Below are 19041 nucleotides of genomic sequence, written 5' to 3' on the forward strand. Positions count from 1 at the left end.
TGAGCAGGCGGTGTCCTGGATGTCTGTGCGTCGGCAGAGAGGAGCCCTCATGGCGGGCAACGGAGACGGCCTTCGGGAGAACGAGGCCGATCGGGGTGCCTTCAGACGTCACCGCACGCTGTTCCGCGCGGCTGAGCGCCGCAGGAACCCGCCGTTGCGGCGGACCGACATCACCGTCACCGACGAGCGTGCCGTACGGCGCGCGGTGAAGGCCGCCTCGCTGGGCAACGCCATGGAGTGGTTCGACTTCGGCATCTACAGCTATCTGGCCGTCACCATCGGACACGTCTTCTTCCCGTCCGGGAACGGCACGGTCGAGCTGCTGGCGTCGTTCGCGACGTTCGCCGTGTCCTTCCTGGTGCGTCCGCTCGGCGGCATGGTGTTCGGACCGATGGGCGACAAGATCGGCCGCAAGACCGTCCTGGCGATGACGATGATCATGATGGCGATCGGGACGTTCGCGATCGGCCTCATCCCGTCGTACACCGCCATCGGTTTCTGGGCGCCGGCCCTGCTGATCTTCTTCCGGCTGGTGCAGGGCTTCTCCACGGGCGGTGAGTACGGCGGTGCCTCCACGTTCATCGCCGAGTACGCGCCCGACCGGCGCCGGGGCTTCTTCGGGAGCTTCCTGGAGCTGGGCACGCTCGCCGGGTACGTCGGCGCGGCGGGCCTGGTGACCGTGCTGACCACCGTCCTCGGCAGCGGCGGGATGGAGTCCTGGGGGTGGCGCGTGCCGTTCCTGGTGGCCGGGCCCATCGGGCTGGTCGGTCTGTACCTGCGGCTGCGGCTGGACGAGACGCCCGCCTTCCAGAAGCTGGAGGACGCCTCGGTGCACCGGGCGTCCGAGGCGGCGTCCGCGGTGGAGACGACCGCCAAGGGGGACATCGCGAAGATCTTCCGCCAGTACTGGCCGTCCCTGGTGCTGTGCGTCTGCCTGGTCGGCGCCTACAACATCACCGACTACATGCTCCTGTCGTACATGCCCACCTATCTGTCCGACGAACTGGGCTACAGCGAGACGAACGGCCTGCTGATCCTGATCGGCACCATGGTGGTCCTGATGCTGCTGATCAACCAGGTCGGCAGGCTGTCCGACCGGATCGGCCGCAAGCCCGTCCTGATGACCGGCATGCTGGGCTTCCTGCTGCTGTCCGTGCCCGCCTTCCTGCTGGTCGGCCAGGGCGGTGCGGTCGCGGTGACCGCGGGGATGCTGATGCTGGGACTGTCCCTGGTGTGCATGCTCGGGACGATGTCCGCGGCGCTGCCCGCCCTGTTCCCGACCGAGGTGCGCTACGGCTCCCTGTCCATCGGGTACAACCTGGCCACCTCGCTCTTCGGCGGAACGACCCCGCTGGTGATCACCGCGCTGATCTCGGCCACCGGCAGCGAACTCATGCCCGCCTACTACGCCATGGCCGCCGCGCTGGTCGGCGTGGTCTCCGTGGCGTGCATGAAGGAGACCGCGCGCAGGCCGCTGGCGGGCTCCCCGCCCGCGGTGGCGACCGCTGAGGAAGCGGCACGGATGGTGGAGAGCCAGGCGCCCGCGCCGAAGTTCTGAGCCACCGCGCGACCGCCGCAGGGCGGCGGACCGGGGCCCGCACGCCCGCCCTCGCACCGCTGCGCACAGACCGTCCGAGTCTGGCGTGTCAACTCGGCCGCCTCTGCTCCTTCTTGAGCGGGTGAGACTCTCACGCGTCACGGCCGGCCGGACCGGAAGCGGCCCGGCCGCCGACCCCTTCCTGCCCACCTCGGCGGGGGTGTCAGGGGTGGCGGGTGGAGAAGTGGCCGACACCTGGAGGAGGTTGGCCGACCCGCGGCCCACGGGTCCGGCGCGCCGACCGCTCGCGCCCCACGGTCCCGGCGCGTCACCGCCCTGCGCACCGCGCCCGCCGCGCCTCGCCCTCTCGCGCCCGCCGCCCACGCGCGCCGTCCGCCTGCGGCCCGGTGCCCCCTCCGTTCACGGCTCACGCGCCCGACCGCACACGGCTCACACCCCCCGACCGCACACGGCTCACCCGCCCGTCCGTTCACGGCTCACGCGTCCCGACCGCCCGGGCACCGTCCGGGTTGCCCCGTAAATGTTCTGGTTTGGTCAATAAGTAGCACTGCCGTCACAGTAGTTGCTTTCGCGGCTCTCGTCCGTGTTAGGAAATACGGCGTCACTGACCGGCGGGCCGCCTCGGCGGGGCTTCGCGGGTCATGTCGTACCGGCCCGCGAAGGCCGCAGGGGGAAGAGGTAACACCGCAATGAACCGCACACGCACGGCCGTCGCGGCCCTGGTGGCCACCGGCGTCCTCACCACCGCCCAGTGGGGACTGGCCGGTGCCGCCTCGGCGGCGACCGTCACCCAGAAGAGCGCGGGCTGCCCGCTCGACATCGTCTACCCGACCCGGTTCTACGTGGACCACCACGGCTGGGTGACGGGCAGCGGCCTGTACTTCGGCATCAGGAGCAGGACCAGCCGGAGCTACAAGAACGTCACCTTCACCGTCACCGACGTCAGGAACCTCCGCTTCGGCTCGGCGACGGCCACGGGCGGCCGGATCAGCCACCGGACGTCGAAGACCGTGTCCGTCTCCACCCGGACCTTCAAGGGAAGGGCGAGCCTCGGTTTCAAGGTCCGCACCCACCTGCTCAACACCCGCGACTACAAGCTGAAGTTCACCCTGCGCGGTTCCGGCTGGCGCTGCGCCGTGAACCAGGGCACCTGGGGGTCCTGACCCCGGCCACGGTCCGCCGTTCCTGACCCGTCCACCCGGTGCCCCGGCCCCCGGCCGGGGCACCGGCATGCCATGATCGCCTTACGCGGTGCCACGGCGGCCGGGGGGTACGCTGCGGGGACCGCAGTCCGCGGGCGACGACACCCCCGGAGCGGCACACGTGGCCGGAAGAAGGGTGGTGTGCGGGATGGACTGGCGCGACTTCGCCGAGAAGATGGCCGATCTGGCCCGGCGTCTGCTGGCCCAGCCGTCCCCGGCGGCGACGCTCGAGGAGATCGCGTCCGCGGCGGTGGAACTCATCGACGGGTGCGAGGCCGCGGGGATCCTGGCCGTGCGCAAGGGACGCGCCGTGAGTCTGGCCGCGACCGCCGGCATGGTCGAGGAGTCCGACCGCCTCCAGGGCGAGCTGGGCGAGGGCCCCTGTTTCGACGCCGCCCGCCGGGTGAACGGCGACCGGGTGTTCCGCATCACCGACCTGACCCGGCCGCAGCCCGAGTGGCCGCGGTACGCCCCGGGGGCCCGGGACCTCGGCATCGGCAGCATGATGGGCTTCCTGCTGTTCACCGACGACCAGGACTTCGGCGCGCTGGACTGCTACTCCAGCCGTCCTGGCGCCTTCACCCAGGACAGCGAGACGGCCGGCTGGCTGCTCGCCTCGCACGCCGCCGTCGCCCTAGCCGGTGCCAGCACCGTCGACCAGCTGGAACACGCCCTGGAGACCCGGCACGCGATCGGCGAGGCGATGGGCATCCTGCGCGAGCGGCACCGGCTCAGCGAGGAGGACGCCTTTGCGGTGCTGCGCCGCATCTCCCAGCACCACAACGTCAAGCTCCGCGACGTCGCCCAGAACATCCGCGGGCAGGGCCCCCACAAGCCCTGACGGCGGTACGGCCGCGCCACCCGGACGGCCGTACCGGGGCCCGCGGCCTCCCCGGCGGACGCGCCGCCCTCGCACCGGTCGCCGGCGCGTCCGTCACCGGGCCGACGCTCACCGGCGCCGGGCCGGGCGGCCCGGGCGTGCCGTCCACCCCCCGGACCGCGTCCGGCGGACGGGCGGGCCACCGGAGCCCGCGTACGAACCGCCCGGCAGCGGCGCAGGGATGCCGTGGGTGGCCCCGACGGGACCGGTGGAACCGGGACGGCGGCCGTGCGTCCCGCCGGAAGCCGCCGCACGGGTGGACGCCGACGGCCGCACTCCCCCGCCGGGCAGCGCCGCCCTGCCGGACGGCCGCCCACTCGGACGCCCGGACGCCCGTATGACCGGAAAGCCCGATGGCCGGATGGCCGGATGGCCGGATGGCGGACACGCACCGTCCCGGTGTTCGCCGTGCACCGTCCCGCGCCTGCGCCCGCCCCCCACGCGGTTCCCGCGACCGCGGCGGTGGCCGCTCGGCGGGCGTGCGGCCGCGGGGAAGGGGGCCCTGCCGTCGTCGGTGAACCGGCCCGGCGCACAGGTGTGACGGGCCTCGCCACGAAGGGCCCGGCAGTGTAGACATGGCACATGGTCCGACTCCCGGGTCGAGCCGGTACCCGGTCGACCCGCCGTTCTGACGGTCAGCGTCTTCAGCCGGCGCCCGGTACCGCTCGTCGAGCGCGTGAGCGCGCCGAGCGGGACCGGGCCGCGGGCGGCTGGTTCGCGCGGCGGTGGGCCGCCCTGCGCGGCCGCACCGTCGCCGGACAGGTGTTCGTGCTCCAGGTCGTCGTGGTGCTGCTGCTGGTCCTGGCCGCGGTCGTCGCCCTGGTGCTGCAGGTGCAGCACGACAGCACCCAGGAGGCCCGCAACCGGTCGCTGGCGGTCGCCGAGTCGTTCGCCAACGCGCCGGGGACCGCCGCGGCACTCACCGGGCCCGATCCGACGGCCGTGCTGCAACCGCGCGCCGAGGCGGCCCGCGCGGCGGCGCACGTCGACTTCATCGTCGTGATGAACACCGCCGGGATCCGCTACACCCACCCCGTGGCGAACCGGATCGGCAAGAAGTTCGTGGGCACCATCGCGCCCGCGGTGCACGGCAGACCCGTGGTCGAGGAGATCAACGGGACCATCGGGCGTCTGGTGCAGGCGGTGGTACCGGTCAAGGCGCCGGACGGCACGGTGGTGGGGCTGGTGGCGGCCGGCATCACCACGCGCAACGCGGGGGGCCTCGCGGACCGGCAGCTGCCCGTCGTGCTGGGCGCGGCCGCCGTCGGCCTCGCCCTGGCGACCGCGGGGACCGCCCTGGTCAGCAGGCGGCTGCTGCGTCAGACGCACGGCCTGGGGCCGGGCGAGATGACCCGGATGTACGAGCACCACGACGCGGTGCTCCACTCGGTGAGGGAGGGCGTGATCATCGTCGGCGACGACGGCCGGCTGCTCCTCGCCAACGACGAGGCGCACCGCCTGCTCGGCCTGCCCGAGGACGCCGAGGGCCGCCGGGTGCTCGACCTGGGGCTGGATCCGGGCACGGCGGCGCTGCTCGCCTCCGGGCGGATCGCCACCGACGAGGTGCACCTGGTCGGCGACCGGTTGCTGGCGATCAACCAGCGGGCCACCGACCTGGAGGGCGGCCCCTCGGGCAGCGTGGCCACCCTGCGCGACTCCACGGAGCTGCGCTCGCTGTCCGGACGCGCGGAGGAGGCCCGCGAGCGCCTCAGCCTGCTCTACGACGCCGGGGTGGGCGTGGGCACCACCCTGGACGTGACCCGGACCGCGGAGGAACTGGTACGGGTGGCCGTGCCGCGCTTCGCGGACTTCGCCACGGTGGACCTGTACGACGCCGTGCTGCGCGGCGAGGAGCCGGAACAGGGTGCCGCGCTGCGCCGTGCGGCGGCCGGCGGCATCCGCGACGACGCGCCGCTGCTCCCGGTGGGCTCGCAGATCCGCCTGGTGGCGTCCTCCCCGCAGGCGCGCAGTCTCAGCGCCCGCCGGCCGGTCCTCGAACCGCGGGTCGAGGCCGCCCCCGGCGGGCCGGCGCGGGAGGCGGAAGGCACCGGCCAGGTGGCCCGGTACGGCATCCACTCGCTGATCACCGTCCCGGTGCGGGCGGGCAACGTGATCCTCGGTGTCGTCGACTTCTGGCGCTCGCAGAAGGACGAACCCTTCGACGCCGAGGAACTGGCCCTGGCCGAGGAACTGGTGGCGCGCGCCGCGGTCTCCATCGACAACGCCCGGCGCTACACGCGCGAGCACGGCATGGCCGTCACCCTCCAGCGCAGTCTGCTGCCGCGCAGCCTGCCCGAGCAGGGCGCCCTCGAGATCGCCTACCGCTACCTGCCCGCGCAGGCGGGGGTGGGCGGGGACTGGTTCGACGTGCTGCCGCTGTCGGGGGCGCGGGTGGCGCTGGTCGTCGGGGACGTGGTCGGTCACGGACTGCACGCGGCGGCCACGATGGGCCGGCTGCGCACGGCCGTGCACAACTTCTCCGCCCTGGACCTGCCGCCCGACGAACTGCTGGGGCTGCTGGACGAGATGGTCGACCGGATCGACCAGGACGAGAGGACCGGGGCCACCGACGGTGCCGGCGCGCCCGTGATCGGCGCGACCTGCCTCTACGCGGTCTACGATCCCGTCTCCCGGCGCTGCGCGATCGCCCGCGCCGGACATCCGCCGCCGGCCGTGATCACCCCCGGCGGCGAGGTGACGTTCGCCGACGTGCCCGCCGGACCCCCGCTCGGACTGGGCGGTCTGCCGTTCGAGACGGCCGAGCTGGAACTCGCCGAGGGCAGCCGTCTGGTGCTGTACACCGACGGGCTCGTCGAGGACCGGGCGCTCGACATCGACGTGGGCCTGGAGGAACTGCGCGGCGCGCTCTCCTCGGCCGGCCCGTCGCCCGAGGAGACGTGCCGCGCCGTGCTGGACTCGCGGCTGCCGTTCCGGCCGGGCGACGACATCGCGCTGCTCGTCGCGCGGACGCGGGCGCTGGGCGCCGACCGGACCGCCGAGTGGGAGGTGCCCGCGGACCCGGCGGCCGTCGGCGACGTACGGGCCTCGGTGAGCCGCTGCCTGGCGCGGTGGGGGCTGGAGGAGGCGGCCTTCACCACGGAGCTGATCCTCAGTGAGCTGGTGACCAACGCCATCCGGTACGGCAGCACGCCCATCCGGGTGCGGATGCTGCGCGACACCGCCCTGATCTGCGAGGTCTTCGACAGCAGCAGCACCTCGCCGCACCTGCGGTACGCGGCCTCCACCGACGAGGGGGGCCGGGGTCTGTTCCTGGTCGCGCAGCTCGCGGACCGCTGGGGCACCCGCTACACGCCCACCGGGAAGGTCATCTGGGCGGAGCAGTCCCTGTCCTGAACCCGGCGTCCGCCCTCTCCTGTTTCCTCCCGGCTCCCCTCGTGCATTCCCCCCTTCGTTTCCTCGTTCGTTCCTACGAATTCGTGCGCGACGGGTGCCCACCTGTTCGAGCCTCTGGTAGGAAACCTTCCTATCAGTTGGTCCCACGGACCAACTCCCCACCCCCCACTCCCCCTTGGAGCCCATGGTGCATCCGAACCCCGGCACGGCCCGCCCGGCCGGCGCCTCCCGCCGTACCGTCCTCGCCCTCCTCGGTGCCGGCGCGGTCGCCGTCCCGCTGCTCGGCGCCGTCCCGCAGGCGACGGCCGCCCCGGCCGCGGCGCCCGGCCTGGACGACCCGGCGAAGAAGGAGATCGCCATGAAACTGGTGTCGAGCGCGGAGAACTCCTCGCTCGACTGGAAGGCGCAGTACAAGTACATCGAGGACATCGGTGACGGCCGCGGCTACACCGCCGGCATCATCGGCTTCTGCTCCGGCACCGGCGACATGCTCGACCTGGTCCAGCTCTACACCGACCGCAAGCCCGGCAACGTGCTCGCCAGGTACCTGCCCGCCCTGCGCAGGGTCAACGGCAGCGACTCGCACTCCGGGCTCGACCCGGACTTCCCCAAGGACTGGCGCACCGCGGCCAAGGACAGCGCCTTCCAGCAGGCCCAGAACGACGAGCGGGACCGGGTGTACTTCGACCCGGCGGTCGCCCAGGGCAAGGCGGACGGACTGCGCGCGCTCGGCCAGTTCGCCTACTACGACGCCATCGTCATGCACGGTGACGGCGACGACCCGACCAGCTTCCGCGGCATCCGCAAGCGGGCGCTGCGCAGCGCCCAGCCGCCGGCGCGGGGCGGTGACGAGGTGGCGTACCTGAACGCGTTCCTGGACGCGCGGGTGTGGGCCATGAAGCAGGAGGAGGCGCACAGCGACACCAGCAGGGTCGACACCGCGCAGCGGGTCTTCCTGCGCAAGGGCAACCTGGACCTGAAGCCGCCGCTGGACTGGAAGGTGTACGGCGACTCGTACCACATCGGCTGACCGCCGGGCTGACCCCGGGCCGCCGCGTCCCGGGGTCAGCCGAGGGCACGGTCCAGGTTGTAGGCGGCGCTGATCAGGGACAGGTGGGTGAAAGCCTGCGGGAAGTTGCCCTGCTGTTCGCCGGTGCGGCCGATCTCCTCCGCGTACAGGCCCAGGTGGTTGGCGTAGGTGAGCATCTTCTCGAAGGCGAGGCGGGCCTCGTCCAGGCGCCCGGCGCGGGTCAGCGCCTCCACGTACCAGAAGGAGCAGATCGAGAAGGTGCCCTCGTCGCCGCTCACGCCGTCGGGGCTGCTGCGCGGGTCGTAGCGGTAGACGAGGGAGTCGGAGACCAGGTCCTCGGTGAGCGCGTCGAGGGTGGCCAGCCACTTGGGGTCGGTGGGGGCGATGAACTTGGCGAGCGGCATCATCAGGACGGCGGCGTCCAGCACGTCGCCGCCCTCGTACTGGACGAACGCCTGCCGCCGCGGCGACCAGCCGCGGTCCATGATGCGGCGGTAGATCGCGTCCCGGCCGCGCTGCCAGCGGGCCAGGTCGGCGGGCAGGCCGCGGCGGTTGGCCAGCCGGATCGCGCGTTCGACGGCCACCCAGCACATCAGGCGCGAGTACAGGAAGTCCCGGCGCCCGCCACGGGTCTCCCACACCCCCTCGTCGGGCTGGTCCCAGTGCGCGCAGACCCAGTCGACCAGCGCGCACACGTCGTCCCACTGGGCACTGGAGATCGGCTCGGCCCACTTGTCGTAGAGGTAGATGGAGTCGATCAGGGCGCCGTAGATGTCGAGCTGGAGCTGGTCGGCGGCGGCGTTGCCGACCCGGACCGGGGCGGAACCCTGGTGCCCCTCCAGGTGGGGCAGCTCACGCTCGGGGAGGTCGGTGCGGCCGTCGATGCCGTACATGATCTGCAGCGGGCCGGTCGCCCTGCCGTCGCCCGGACTGATGTGCCGGGTGACGAACCGCATGAAGGCCGCGGCCTCGCCGCTGAAGCCGAGGCGCAGCAGGGCGTAGACGGCGAAGGCGGCGTCGCGCACCCAGACGTAGCGGTAGTCCCAGTTGCGCTCGCCGCCGACGCGCTCGGGCAGGCTGGTGGTGGGCGCGGCCACGATGGCGCCGGTGGGGGCGTAGGTGAGGAGTTTGAGGGTGAGGGCGGAGCGGTGCACCATCTCCCGCCAGCGGCCCCGGTAGCGGGACTGCGCGATCCAGCGCCGCCAGTACGCCACGGTGGCCGCGAACTGCTCCTCCGCCTCGGTCCGCGCGCACCGGCGCGGGGCCACCTCGCCGCCGACCTGGTCGAGGGCGAAGACGGCGGACTCGCCCTCGGTGAGCTTGAAGTCGGCCCGGACGTCGGGCCCGTCGGTCTCCAGCGGCACGGTGGCCGTGAGGGCGAGGGCCAGGCGAGCGGACTCGAACAGGGTCATACAGCCCTGCGTGCGCACCGTGTGCGGGTCGGCGCCGTAGCCGAAGCGCGGGGCCACGCGCACGCGGAACGGGACGGTGCCCCGCACGCACACCACGCGCCGGATCAGCCGGTGCCGTTCGGCCTCGCCCAGGTCGCCCGAGACCGGCATGAAGTCCTGCACCTCCCCGACGCCGTCCTCGGTGAAGAACCGGGTGATCAGCACATTGGTGTCGGGGAAGTAGAACTGCTTGGTGCGGGCTCCCTGGGCCGCGGCGAGTTCGAAGCAGCCGCCCCGCTCGGCGTCCAGCACGGCGGCGAAGACGCTGGGGGCGTCGAAGGCGGGGCAGCAGTACCAGTCGATGGTGCCGTCGGTGCCGACCAGGGCGACCGTGCGCAGGTCGCCGATCAGGCCGTGGTCGGCGATCGGCACGTACCGGCGTGCGCCCGCCGGCGGCGGGCCTGAGCTGTCGGTCATCGCTGCGGCCTCCCTGTCGGGTCGCGCGGTCCCCGCGTGCCGCGCGGTCCCCGCGTCTGCCGCCCCGGCGGCTCGCCCGGGTCCTTCCAGCTTACGGAGCGGGGCGGTGGAACGGAGGTTTCCGGGCGGGACGGTCCGGTACTCCTGGAGCGGGCCGGGGCCGGCCCGCTCGGTGCGGCGGCCCTTCCGGATGCAGGGTGCGGCGCGGCGGGCAATCGTAGGAGGAGGTCCCGGTCCCGCGGCACGGGCGGCGCAGTCCGGACCCGGGCGGGTACCCGGCCGGACCCGAGGAGGACACATGTCGACGTCAGAGCCCGACGTATCCCGTTCGCCCGAAGCATCCCGTTCGCCAGGCAACCGTTGCACGCCGGACAGCGTGCTCCACGCCCGTACCGGCACCGACGTCTCGCCCGAGGACGTCGTGCTGGCCGCGGGCCGTGACATCACCCCGCGCAACCTGGAGTGGGCCAAGCGCAAGATCGAGACGGAGGGGCCTGCCGCCCTGGACAAACTGCTGCCCTAGCCGAGGGCGGACCGTGGGGTCCGTCGGCGTGACGGGGACCGGAGCCGTGGGCTGCGGTCCCCGTCCGTGCTGCGGGCCTTCCGCGCGTCCGTGGGCCCGCCCGGCCGGGATGACCATTGCAGGGCCGCGGGCCCGGGGGAAGCCGGGGAGAACCGGTGCGGAGCCGCACGGACCCCGGCAGGGCGGGGCGGACCCGTCTGCCACAGCGGTACTGGAGCCGTACGCGGCGGTACTGAAGCCGTGCGCGGCGGTGCCGTCAGCGCCCGGTGTCCTCGCCGGGCAGGGTGCTGTCGTCCTCGACGACGTGGACGGCGGCCTCCTCGGCGCCCGCGGCTCCCCCGTCGATGCCGGCGTCGAAGGCGACCTCCTCCTTGGTGGTGTCGGCGTGCGCGCCCTCGTCCGGGGCGACCAGGCGCCCGGCGCGCTCGTCCCCCGCCTCGGGGTCGACCGGCTCGCCCTCGCCGCCGGGCAGGTCGCCCGTGCCGTCGCCCTCCCGCTCGCCCGTGTCGGGCCGCTCCTGGGCCAGCCGCTGGTCGAGGCTCTCGCCCTCGTGCTGTTCGGCGGCCGTGGTGCCGTACTTGTCGACGCCGAGCGGCTTCTCGGGCGGTGAGTAGCCCTCGTCGAGGGTGTCGTCGTAGGTTCGCTCGCCGATCGCGTCCTGCATGTCCAGCGGCGCGGCGTCCTCCTGCTCCTCGTTGTTCCCGGTGGGCTGGTAGGCGTCGTCGGCCATCGGATCGGTGCTCACGGGTGCCTCCCTCGCGGCGGCTTGCGGTCGCGGTGTCGTGCTCCGCGTTTCCCGCCGCGGGCGCTCCAATCCCCCCGGCCGCGGATTCACCCGGTCACGGGCGCGCCGGGCGGCCCGTGCTCACTCGCGCCCGGCTTCGGCGGAGGCGGCCAGACCCGCCGTCCACTTCTCCTCGATCCGGCCGAGCTTCCACACCGCCAGGGCGAGCACCCAGGTGACGAAGAACAGGCCCACGATCACGAACCCGAGGACGTTCAGGTCGAGGCCCGCCACCCAGTCCCAGAAGAAGCCGTGCAGACCGAGCTTCCCGGCGAGCAGGCCGAGGAGTTCGACGGTGCCGATGATCAGGGCGACCGCCACGGACAGGCCGGTGACGGTGAGGTTGTAGTAGACCTTGCGGACGGGCTTGGAGAACGCCCAGCCGTAGGCGAAGTTCATGAACGAGCCGTCGATCGTGTCCAGCAGCGACATGCCGGCCGCGAACAGCACGGGCAGGCACAGGATCGCGTACCAGGGCAGCCCGGAGGCGGCGCCGGAGCCGGCCAGGACCAGCAGGGCGATCTCGGTGGCCGTGTCGAAGCCGAGGCCGAAGAGCAGGCCCAGCGGGTACATCTGCCAGGGCTTGGTGACCGACTTCATGACCCGGCCCAGGACGCGGTTCATGAAGCCGCGGTTGTTCAGCTGCTCCTCCAGGGCGGCCTCGTCGAAGCGGCCCGAGCGCATCTGCCGGAACACCTTCCAGATGCCGGCCAGGATGACGAGGTTGATGGCGGCGATGACGTAGAGGAAGGTGCCGGAGACGGTCGTGCCGATCAGGCCGGTGACGTCGTGCAGCTGCGAGTTGTCGTCGCGGACCGGACCGGCCAGCGCCTTCACGCCGAGGGAGAGCAGGAACGCCAGGCCGAAGACGATGCTGGAGTGGCCGAGGGAGAACCAGAAGCCGACCGACAGGGGCCGCTGCCCCTCGTTCATCAGCTTGCGGGTGGTGTTGTCGATGGCCGCGATGTGGTCGGCGTCGAAGGCGTGCCGCATGCCCAGGGTGTAGGCGGTCACTCCGATGCCGACGCCGAAGGACCTGGTGCCGATGCTGTAGTGCTCCGGTGCCACGATCCAGGCGAGGGTGAACCAGCCGATCACGTGCAGGGCGAGCACGAACGCGGCCATCGCGCCGACCCTGGTCCACTCCTGCCGCGTCATGGAGGTGCGGACGCGGTGCCAGGCCGAGCGCCGGGCCTCGGCCGGGGCGGGGAGGAGAGGAGTGGGACCAGGGGCGGCCGTCATGGGGGACTTTCCTTCGGTGGGGGGTGCGCGAGGCCGCGCCCGGCGGCCTCTTGCCATCTTCACCCATCTGCGAATCATGTGCAGTAAAGGCCGTGACGGGTCTTGACCATGGGAGGGGAAAGTCCCCCGCACCCCCGCCCGCGGTGCGCCACGGCAGGATCGGGCCGGTCGGGCGCCCTGGCCGGGCGCGGGCCGGTCAGGCCCGCCGGCCGGGTCGGGGCGGCCGCCGGCCGGGGCGGACAGGCGCCGTGGCCGGCCGGTCAGGCCGCCAGCAGGCCGCGGCCGAGCCAGTCGGCGGAGTCCCGCACTCCGGGCAGGACGAAGAAGTAACCGCCGCCGGTCGGCGAGATGTAGTCGACGAGCGGCTCGTCGATCAGCCGGGTCTGGGTCGCCTCGAACTGGCGGACGACGTCCTGCTGGTAGCAGCAGAAGACGAGCCCCATGTCGAGGTTGCCGACGTTGTCGACGCCCCGGTCGTAGTTGTAGCCGCGGCGCAGCAGACGGGAGGCGTCGGTGGCGGGGGTGCGCGGGTTGGCGAGCCGGATGTGGGAGTCCAGCGGGATCGCGGTGCCGTGCGGGTCCTTGGCGTACTGGGGGACGTCGGTCTCCCGGGCGCCGTCCAGCGGGGCGCCGGTGTCCTTGCGGCGGCCGAACATCTTCTCCTGCTCGGTCAGGGAGACCCGGTCCCAGAACTCCACCAGCATGCGGATGATCCGGATGACCTGGTAGCTGCCCCCGGTCGCCCAGGCGGGCTCGCCCTGGCCCGCGCCCACCCAGATCAGGCGGTCGGTCTCCCGCGCGGAGGTGACGTCCGGGTTGGCGATACCGTCCTTGAAGCCGAGCAGGTTGCGCTGTGCGCCGGTGGGGCGCGGGGTGTTCTGGAAACCGTCGACGCGCCATTTGATCTGCAGGGCGCCGCGGGTGTGCCGGGCGATGTCGCGCAGGGCGTGCAGCACGGTGTCCCGGCGGTTCGCGCAGATCTGCAGGGACAGGTCCCCGTGGCACTCGGCGGCCCGGAGGTGGTCGTTGGGGAAGGTGCGCATCGGGGTGAGCCGGCGCGGCCTGGCTCCGGCGAGGCCGTAGCGGTCGTCGAAGAGGGAGGCGCCGACACCCACGGTGACGGTGAGGGCGTCGGCGGGGACCTCCGGACCGAGGATGCCGCTGTCGGAGGGCGGGGCGCCGACACCCAGGTCGGCGGGGGTGCCGCCGGTGGTGAGCAGACGGGCCCGCTCGGTGAGGGTCCTCAGCAGGTCGGCCAGTTCCCGGCGGCCGTCGGCGATGACGTCGAAGGAGACGAACGCCGCGGCGGCCTGGGCGGGGGTGACGACGCCCGCCTGGTGGACACCGTGGAAGGGGATCTCCGTCGGCTCCGAGGAGTCGGCGGCGTGCGCCTCGGCGGTGCCGGCCCGGCTCAGTGCGAGTCCTCCGCCGGCCAGGACCGCGCCCGCGGCCCCGGCCCCGAGGGCCGTACGGACGAAGGTCCGGCGGCCGTGACCGGCGGGGCAGCCGCCCGAGGGGGCGGGCGTGGCGGCGGACGGCATGGAGGGGTTCCCTTCGGGGTCGGCGGGGGTGGCGGGGCGGACGGGGGCCGCCGCGCGGTCCGCGCGGGGTGCGGACATCAGGCGGACTTCCTGATCTCCAGCAGATCCGGCACGGGGGCGAGGTCTTCCAGGAGCTGTCCGGTGGCGCCGTCCAGGCGGGCCCGGGTGCGCGCGTCGAGCCGGTCGACCGGCGTCCAGGCGGTGCCGTGGCGGCCCGCGTCCAGCAGGGCGCGCAGCCGGGCGATGTCGCCGTCCACGGCGGGCAGCAGGTGCGGGGCGCGGCTGGTCAGCAGCGGTTTCAGTACGGTGAGCAGCTCGCGGGTGCCGTCGAGGTCGGCCTCGGCCGTGGCCAGCTCGGTGCCGCTGCCCTGGTCGGCGTCGCCGGTCAGCTCGAACTGGAGGGTGTTCTCCAGGATCTCGTGGGCGCGCAGCGGCAGGTCCCCCGGGTCGAACCGCTGGCCTGGGAAGGCCTTGCGCAGACCGGCCGCGTCGGCGGCGAGCTGCCGGGCCGGCGCCTCGAGCCGGCCCGCGTCCTGCCCGTGCCACAGGCCGTACTCGATGCGGTGGAAGCCGGTGAAGTCCTTGTCCTCGACGCCGTCCGGGAGTCCGTCCGGCCTTCCGTCGATCTTCTGGTCGAAGTCCTCGAAGGTGCCGTAGGCGGCGCCCAGGGAGGAGTAGGTGCGGTGGGCGGTGAGCCAGTCGGCGCGGGCCGCGCCGAGGTGACCGCCCTGGATGTCGTCGTCGAGCCTGGCGGTCTGGGCGACCAGGGCGGCCAGGCCTTTGCCGACGTACTGCCGGTACCGCGCGAGCGGTCCGGCCAGGTCCTGCTCGGAGACGGGGACGACCGCCTTGGCCCCGGCGCCGCCGCTCACCCGCACGGTTTCGGAGGTGACCGCCTTGCCGCCGGTGGGCACACAGCGCCAGGCGTAGTCGCCGCCCGCGACGGTGGCGACCAGGTCGCGGGTGGTCCCGGGGGCCAGGCCCTCGATCTCGCCGTAGACGGCGTTGCTCGCCGGGTCGATCAGGTAGACCTCGGAGGTCTTCGAGCCGGTGTTGTGCATCCGGAAGGTCTGCCGGCCCGTCCGGGGCGCGGTGAAACCCCTGCCGCAGTCCTTCTCGGAGACGGCGACGGTCTGCGTACCGGCGGGCTTGGACCGGCCGAGGGCGACGACGAGCCCGGCCACCACGGCGGGCACGGCCACGACGGCGACGGGAACGACCCAGGCGGGACGCCGGCGACGGGGCCGACCGCCCGCCCCGGGCGCGTCGGCGCCGGGGGTGGAGTCGGCGCCGGGGGTGGGCTCGGGGGCCGCCGTGGGCTCGGGGACCGGGGCGGGGGCAGGCGCGGAGCCGGGGGCAGGTGCGGAGCCGGGGGCAGGTGCGGAGCCGGGGGCAGGTGCGGAGCCGGCCTCGGACGGAGGCACGGCCTCGGCGGCGGGCTCCGGCAGCGGCGCCGGCTCGAGGCTGGGGCCGGCGCAGCGGGCAGACGAGGTCAGCGGCTCGGCGGGCCGCTCCGGGCGCGGATCCGGATCGGCGGACGGCTCCGGGCGGGACCCGGACCCGCCGGGCGGCGCGGCAGGGGACCCGGACGGGGTCCCGGCCACGGACGGGGTCCCGGCCTCGGAGGGGGTTCCGGACCCAGACCGGGCACCGGCCACGGACGGGGCTCCGGAGCCGGGCCGGGCAGCGGGCTCGGCCGCGCCTGCCGCGGCCGCCGCAGCGGCAGGCTGCGGGGCCGGCGCGGCGTTGCCCGCACCCGCGCTCCCGCCACCTGCCCGGACGCCGCGCACGAACAGGGTCATCACCACGGCGAGGTAGCCGGCGTAGGCGACGACCTGGACCCACGTCATCGTCGGGGTCAGGTTGAGGACACCCTGGACCAGGGTGCTGTACCAGGAGCCGGCGTCGACGCTGCCGCCGAGGTCGACGGCGTAGGACGTGCCCCCGGGCAGGACGCCTCCTTCCTGGAGGTCGCGCAGGCCGTAGCCGAGCACACCCGCCGCGATCACGATGAGCACGGCTCCGGTGGCGGTGAAGAACTTGGTGAGGTTGATCTTCAGGACCCGCCGGTACAGGCCCCAGCACAGCCCGGCCGCCAGGACCAGCCCGGTCCCGGCGCCGGCCAGCGGCCCCGCGGACTCCCCGGCCGCGCGGGCGGTGGTCCACAGGAACAGGGCGGTCTCCAGTCCCTCGCGGCCCACGGCGAGGAAGGAGGTCAGGATCAGCATGCCCGCGCCCATGGCGAGCGCGCCGGTCACCTTCTGCTTGATCTCGCCGGAGAAACTGCGGGCCGAGCGGCGCATCCAGAAGACCATGGCGGTGACGAACGCCACGGCGACCACGCTGAGCGCCCCGCCGAACGCCTCCTGCGCGGTCGCCGAGAGGGAGGCCGCCGTGAAGGTGAGGACCGCGCCGAAGCTGAGCGCCAGCGCGACGGCCGCCAGGACACCGGTCCACACCTGCGGCAGCCGGGACCTGGCCCCCGCCCTGACCAGGGTCGCGACCAGGATGGAGACGATCAGCCCGCCTTCGAGTCCTTCCCGCAGTCCGATCAGGAAACTCGGAAACGCGTCGTCCCACATGCCGTGCGGCCCTCCCGGCACACCGCCCCGGCCTCACTGGGACCGACTTAGAGAAGGCATGCCTTACTTCGGCACCCATCATGACTACACGCGTGTAGTCGATCGGTCACGAAGCGGCAATGCGCGGGCAAAACCCACAGCGGTCCGGCGCACGGGCCGGTCCCGATGGCACCGCCCGCGCCGCCGCCCGCACCGATTCGCCCCTCGGTTCACCCGTTGGGCCGATCACGGGAACACCGCACGAGTCGTTTTCGTCTACAGTGCAGTAGACGGTCTACAGGGGTGTAGTCACTCCGGGCCGTCGTCTCGCGCGTCCCCCGCCCTCCCCCGACGGAAAGAACCCGCGCCGATGATCACACCCTCGCTCCTGTCCTCACCGCTGGCGGTCAATGTGCTGGACGCCCAGTCGCTGCTGGCCGCCTTCGGCGTGCTGGGCGTCGGCGTGGTGCTGTTCGCCGAGACGGGACTGCTCGTCGGCTTCTTCCTGCCGGGCGACTCACTGCTGTTCACGGCGGGACTGCTGTGCACGGGCTCGGCCGACCGGGGGGTGCGGCTGTCGCTGGCGCCGCTGCTGCTCGCCGCCGCCGTGGGCGCGCTCGCCGGGTCCCAGTGCGGATACCTGCTGGGCCGCAAGGCCGGGGGCGCCCTGCTGGCCCGCAGCCGCTCGCAGCGCCTGCACGAGGGCGCGCGGCGCGCCGAGGAACTCCTGGAGCGGTACGGGTTCGCCAAGGCGATCGTGCTGGCCCGCTTCGTGCCGGTGGTGCGGACCGTGCTCAATCCGATGGCGGGCGCGCTGGGCGTGCCGGTGCGGACGTTCACCCTCTGGCAGGTGGCGGGCGGCCTCGTGTGGAGCATGGGCCTGACCCTGGCGGGGTACGCGCTCGGCTCCTCGGTGCCGGACGTCGACAAGTACCTGCTGCCGGTGATCGCGCTCATCGTGGTCGTGTCGCTGATCCCGCTCGCCGCCGAGGTGCTGCGCTCCCGGCGCGCCGCGAAGGCGAAGGAGGCACGCGGATGATGCTCGCCCTGTCGGGCGCGTCGGTCGACGGGTCCCTCTACACGGACGTGGTGGACCTGGCCCGCCGCTCCCCGGCCTGGTTCGACGACACGGTGTCGGTGTGGTCGGCGTACGGTCTGGCCGTGTTCGCCGCGCTGATGCTCGCGGGCTGGTGGCGGGCGCGGCGGGTGGACGCGGCGGCGGCCGTGACCGCGCTGGCGGTGCCGGTGGCCGTGGTCCTCGCCTACCTCGTGAACTCGCTGGTGAAGGCGGCCGTGCACGAGGTGCGGCCGTGCCGGACCCTGCACGCGGTGACCCTGGAGGCCTGCCCGGCGCGCACCGACTGGTCCTTCCCGAGCAACCACGCGGCGATCGCGGCCGCCGCGGCGGTGGCCCTCTTCCTCGTGTCGCGGCGCCTCGGGGCGATCGCCGTCGTCGCCGCGGCGGCGATGGCGGCCTCCCGGGTCTGGGTCGGCGCGCACTACCCGCACGACGTGGCGGTGGGGCTCGTCGCCGGCGCGCTGGTGTCCTTCGCGGTGATGCGGGTGGTGCTGCGCAGTCCCGAAGGCCTGGCCCGGCGGATCGCGGCGACCCGGCTGCGCCCGCTGCTCGTCTCATGAGGCGCCGGGACACGGCCGACCTGGCGGGCAGTACGGCGCTGGGCGCCTGGGCCGCCTTCACCGTGGTGGCCCTGGTCGTCGTGGGCGGGCACGGCGCTCCGCTGCGGGTGGACCGGTCACTGCTGTCCTGGTCGGCCGGCCACCGACCCGAGGTGGCGGTGGCCGCGGCCCGGGCGCTGACCGCCACGGGAACGGGTGCCGTCCCGTACCTGCTGGTCGCGCTGGCCGGGGCGGCCCTCGGCCGCACGGCACGGCAGCGTACGGCCGCGGCGGCCGTGTGCGTGGCCTGCCTGGCCCTGGGGCAGGCGGCGCGCCAGGGGGTGATGGAGCTGATCGCCCGCCCGCGTCCGCCGCGGCAGGACTGGGCGACGCACGCCACGGGCTGGTCGTTCCCGTCCGGTCACACGACCACGTCGGCGGTGACCGCCGCGGTGGTGATCCTCGCCGTCGTCCTGCGCGCTCCGCGCGGCCGGGCGGCGCTGTGCCTGGTGACGGGCTGCTGGGGCGCGCTGGTGGGACTGACCCGGGTGTACCTCGGGGTGCACTGGTTCACCGACGTCGCCGGCGGCTGGCTGTTCGCCGGGGGCTGGTTCGGGGCGTGCCTGTGCGCGGCCGTCAAGTGGCTGCCCCCGTGGTTCGTCACCGCGCTGACGACGCACGCCCCGGACCCGGCGGACACCGCCCTGTCGCCGGACCAGGACCCTCCCGCGGGGCCGGGCCAGGACCCTCCCGGCCGGCCGGAACGGTCCCGCTCGGCCTGACGCCCCGGACAGCGCCCCTTTGCCCGGGAACGCCCCCGTCCGCTCCGGGCCGCCCCGCTCGGGCCCGTCCCGTCCGCTGCGGCCCGCCCCCGCGCGGGC

The 19041-nt window shown here is 73.9% G+C and carries 14 protein-coding genes; 9 read left to right on the forward strand and 5 right to left on the reverse strand.

Features of this window, described 5'->3' with window-relative positions; genetic code table 11:
- The first annotated feature begins 49 nt into the window (after nt 1–49).
- The 5 genes from proP (at nt 50) to ABZ719_RS16365 (ending at nt 8024) form a co-directional block, all read left to right on the forward strand.
- The gene (gene proP / locus ABZ719_RS16345) at nt 50–1558 is read left to right on the forward strand and encodes a glycine betaine/L-proline transporter ProP (protein ID WP_366725840.1); all 1509 of its coding nucleotides are present in this window, start codon (nt 50–52) and stop codon (nt 1556–1558) included.
- A 689-nt stretch (nt 1559–2247) separates the two neighbouring features.
- A complete protein-coding gene (locus tag ABZ719_RS16350) occupies nt 2248–2721 on the forward strand; it encodes a hypothetical protein (RefSeq protein ID WP_366725841.1) in 474 nt (157 codons plus the stop codon).
- A 187-nt stretch (nt 2722–2908) separates the two neighbouring features.
- Nucleotides 2909–3601: a GAF and ANTAR domain-containing protein gene (locus ABZ719_RS16355; protein ID WP_366725842.1), complete on the forward strand. Its 693-nt coding sequence runs from the start codon at nt 2909–2911 to the stop codon at nt 3599–3601.
- A 621-nt stretch (nt 3602–4222) separates the two neighbouring features.
- Nucleotides 4223–6994 (forward strand): SpoIIE family protein phosphatase, encoded by a 2772-nt coding sequence (locus tag ABZ719_RS16360; protein WP_366725843.1) that lies wholly within the window; start codon nt 4223–4225, stop codon nt 6992–6994.
- 184 nt (nt 6995–7178) lie between these two features.
- The gene (locus tag ABZ719_RS16365; RefSeq protein ID WP_366725844.1) at nt 7179–8024 is read left to right on the forward strand and encodes a chitosanase; all 846 of its coding nucleotides are present in this window, start codon (nt 7179–7181) and stop codon (nt 8022–8024) included.
- Between the two features lie 35 nt (nt 8025–8059).
- Here the strand turns inward: ABZ719_RS16365 and ABZ719_RS16370 are convergent, their stop codons facing one another.
- Complete coding sequence (locus ABZ719_RS16370; protein ID WP_366725845.1) at nt 8060–9892, reverse strand: glycoside hydrolase family 15 protein; 1833 nt, start codon at nt 9890–9892, stop codon at nt 8060–8062.
- Between the two features lie 298 nt (nt 9893–10190).
- Here ABZ719_RS16370 and ABZ719_RS16375 point away from each other — a divergent pair, with 298 nt between their 5' ends.
- Nucleotides 10191–10415, forward strand: coding sequence for a hypothetical protein (locus tag ABZ719_RS16375; RefSeq protein WP_366725846.1), 225 nt, complete (start codon nt 10191–10193; stop codon nt 10413–10415).
- A gap of 256 nt (nt 10416–10671) precedes the next feature.
- Here ABZ719_RS16375 and ABZ719_RS16380 read toward each other — a convergent pair whose 3' ends face one another.
- The 4 genes from ABZ719_RS16380 to efeU form a co-directional block, all read right to left on the reverse strand.
- Entirely contained in the window at nt 10672–11160 is a 489-nt protein-coding gene (locus tag ABZ719_RS16380) for a DUF5709 domain-containing protein (RefSeq protein ID WP_366725847.1), read from the reverse strand.
- Nucleotides 11161–11280: 120 nt separating this feature from the next.
- Nucleotides 11281–12441: a HoxN/HupN/NixA family nickel/cobalt transporter gene (locus tag ABZ719_RS16385; RefSeq protein WP_366725848.1), complete on the reverse strand. Its 1161-nt coding sequence runs from the start codon at nt 12439–12441 to the stop codon at nt 11281–11283.
- Between the two features lie 260 nt (nt 12442–12701).
- Nucleotides 12702–13982, reverse strand: coding sequence for an iron uptake transporter deferrochelatase/peroxidase subunit (efeB, locus tag ABZ719_RS16390; protein ID WP_366725895.1), 1281 nt, complete (start codon nt 13980–13982; stop codon nt 12702–12704).
- Between the two features lie 77 nt (nt 13983–14059).
- Entirely contained in the window at nt 14060–16564 is a 2505-nt protein-coding gene (gene efeU / locus ABZ719_RS16395; RefSeq protein WP_366725849.1) for an iron uptake transporter permease EfeU, read from the reverse strand.
- 349 nt (nt 16565–16913) lie between these two features.
- Between efeU and ABZ719_RS16400 the strand changes: the two genes are divergently transcribed.
- Genes ABZ719_RS16400 through ABZ719_RS16410 form a run of 3 tightly spaced genes read left to right on the forward strand, consistent with a single transcriptional unit; the run spans nt 16914 to nt 18942 of the window.
- The gene (locus ABZ719_RS16400) at nt 16914–17582 is read left to right on the forward strand and encodes a DedA family protein (RefSeq protein ID WP_366725850.1); all 669 of its coding nucleotides are present in this window, start codon (nt 16914–16916) and stop codon (nt 17580–17582) included.
- Complete coding sequence (locus ABZ719_RS16405) at nt 17579–18181, forward strand: phosphatase PAP2 family protein (RefSeq protein ID WP_366725851.1); 603 nt, start codon at nt 17579–17581, stop codon at nt 18179–18181. The genes ABZ719_RS16400 and ABZ719_RS16405 overlap by 4 nt, the downstream gene beginning before the upstream one ends.
- Entirely contained in the window at nt 18178–18942 is a 765-nt protein-coding gene (locus ABZ719_RS16410) for a phosphatase PAP2 family protein (RefSeq protein ID WP_366725852.1), read from the forward strand. The genes ABZ719_RS16405 and ABZ719_RS16410 overlap by 4 nt, the downstream gene beginning before the upstream one ends.
- Nucleotides 18943–19041 lie beyond the last annotated feature (99 nt).

It is taken from the genome of Streptomyces sp. NPDC006743 (assembly GCF_040703815.1).
In the GTDB taxonomy this organism is placed as follows: domain Bacteria; phylum Actinomycetota; class Actinomycetes; order Streptomycetales; family Streptomycetaceae; genus Streptomyces.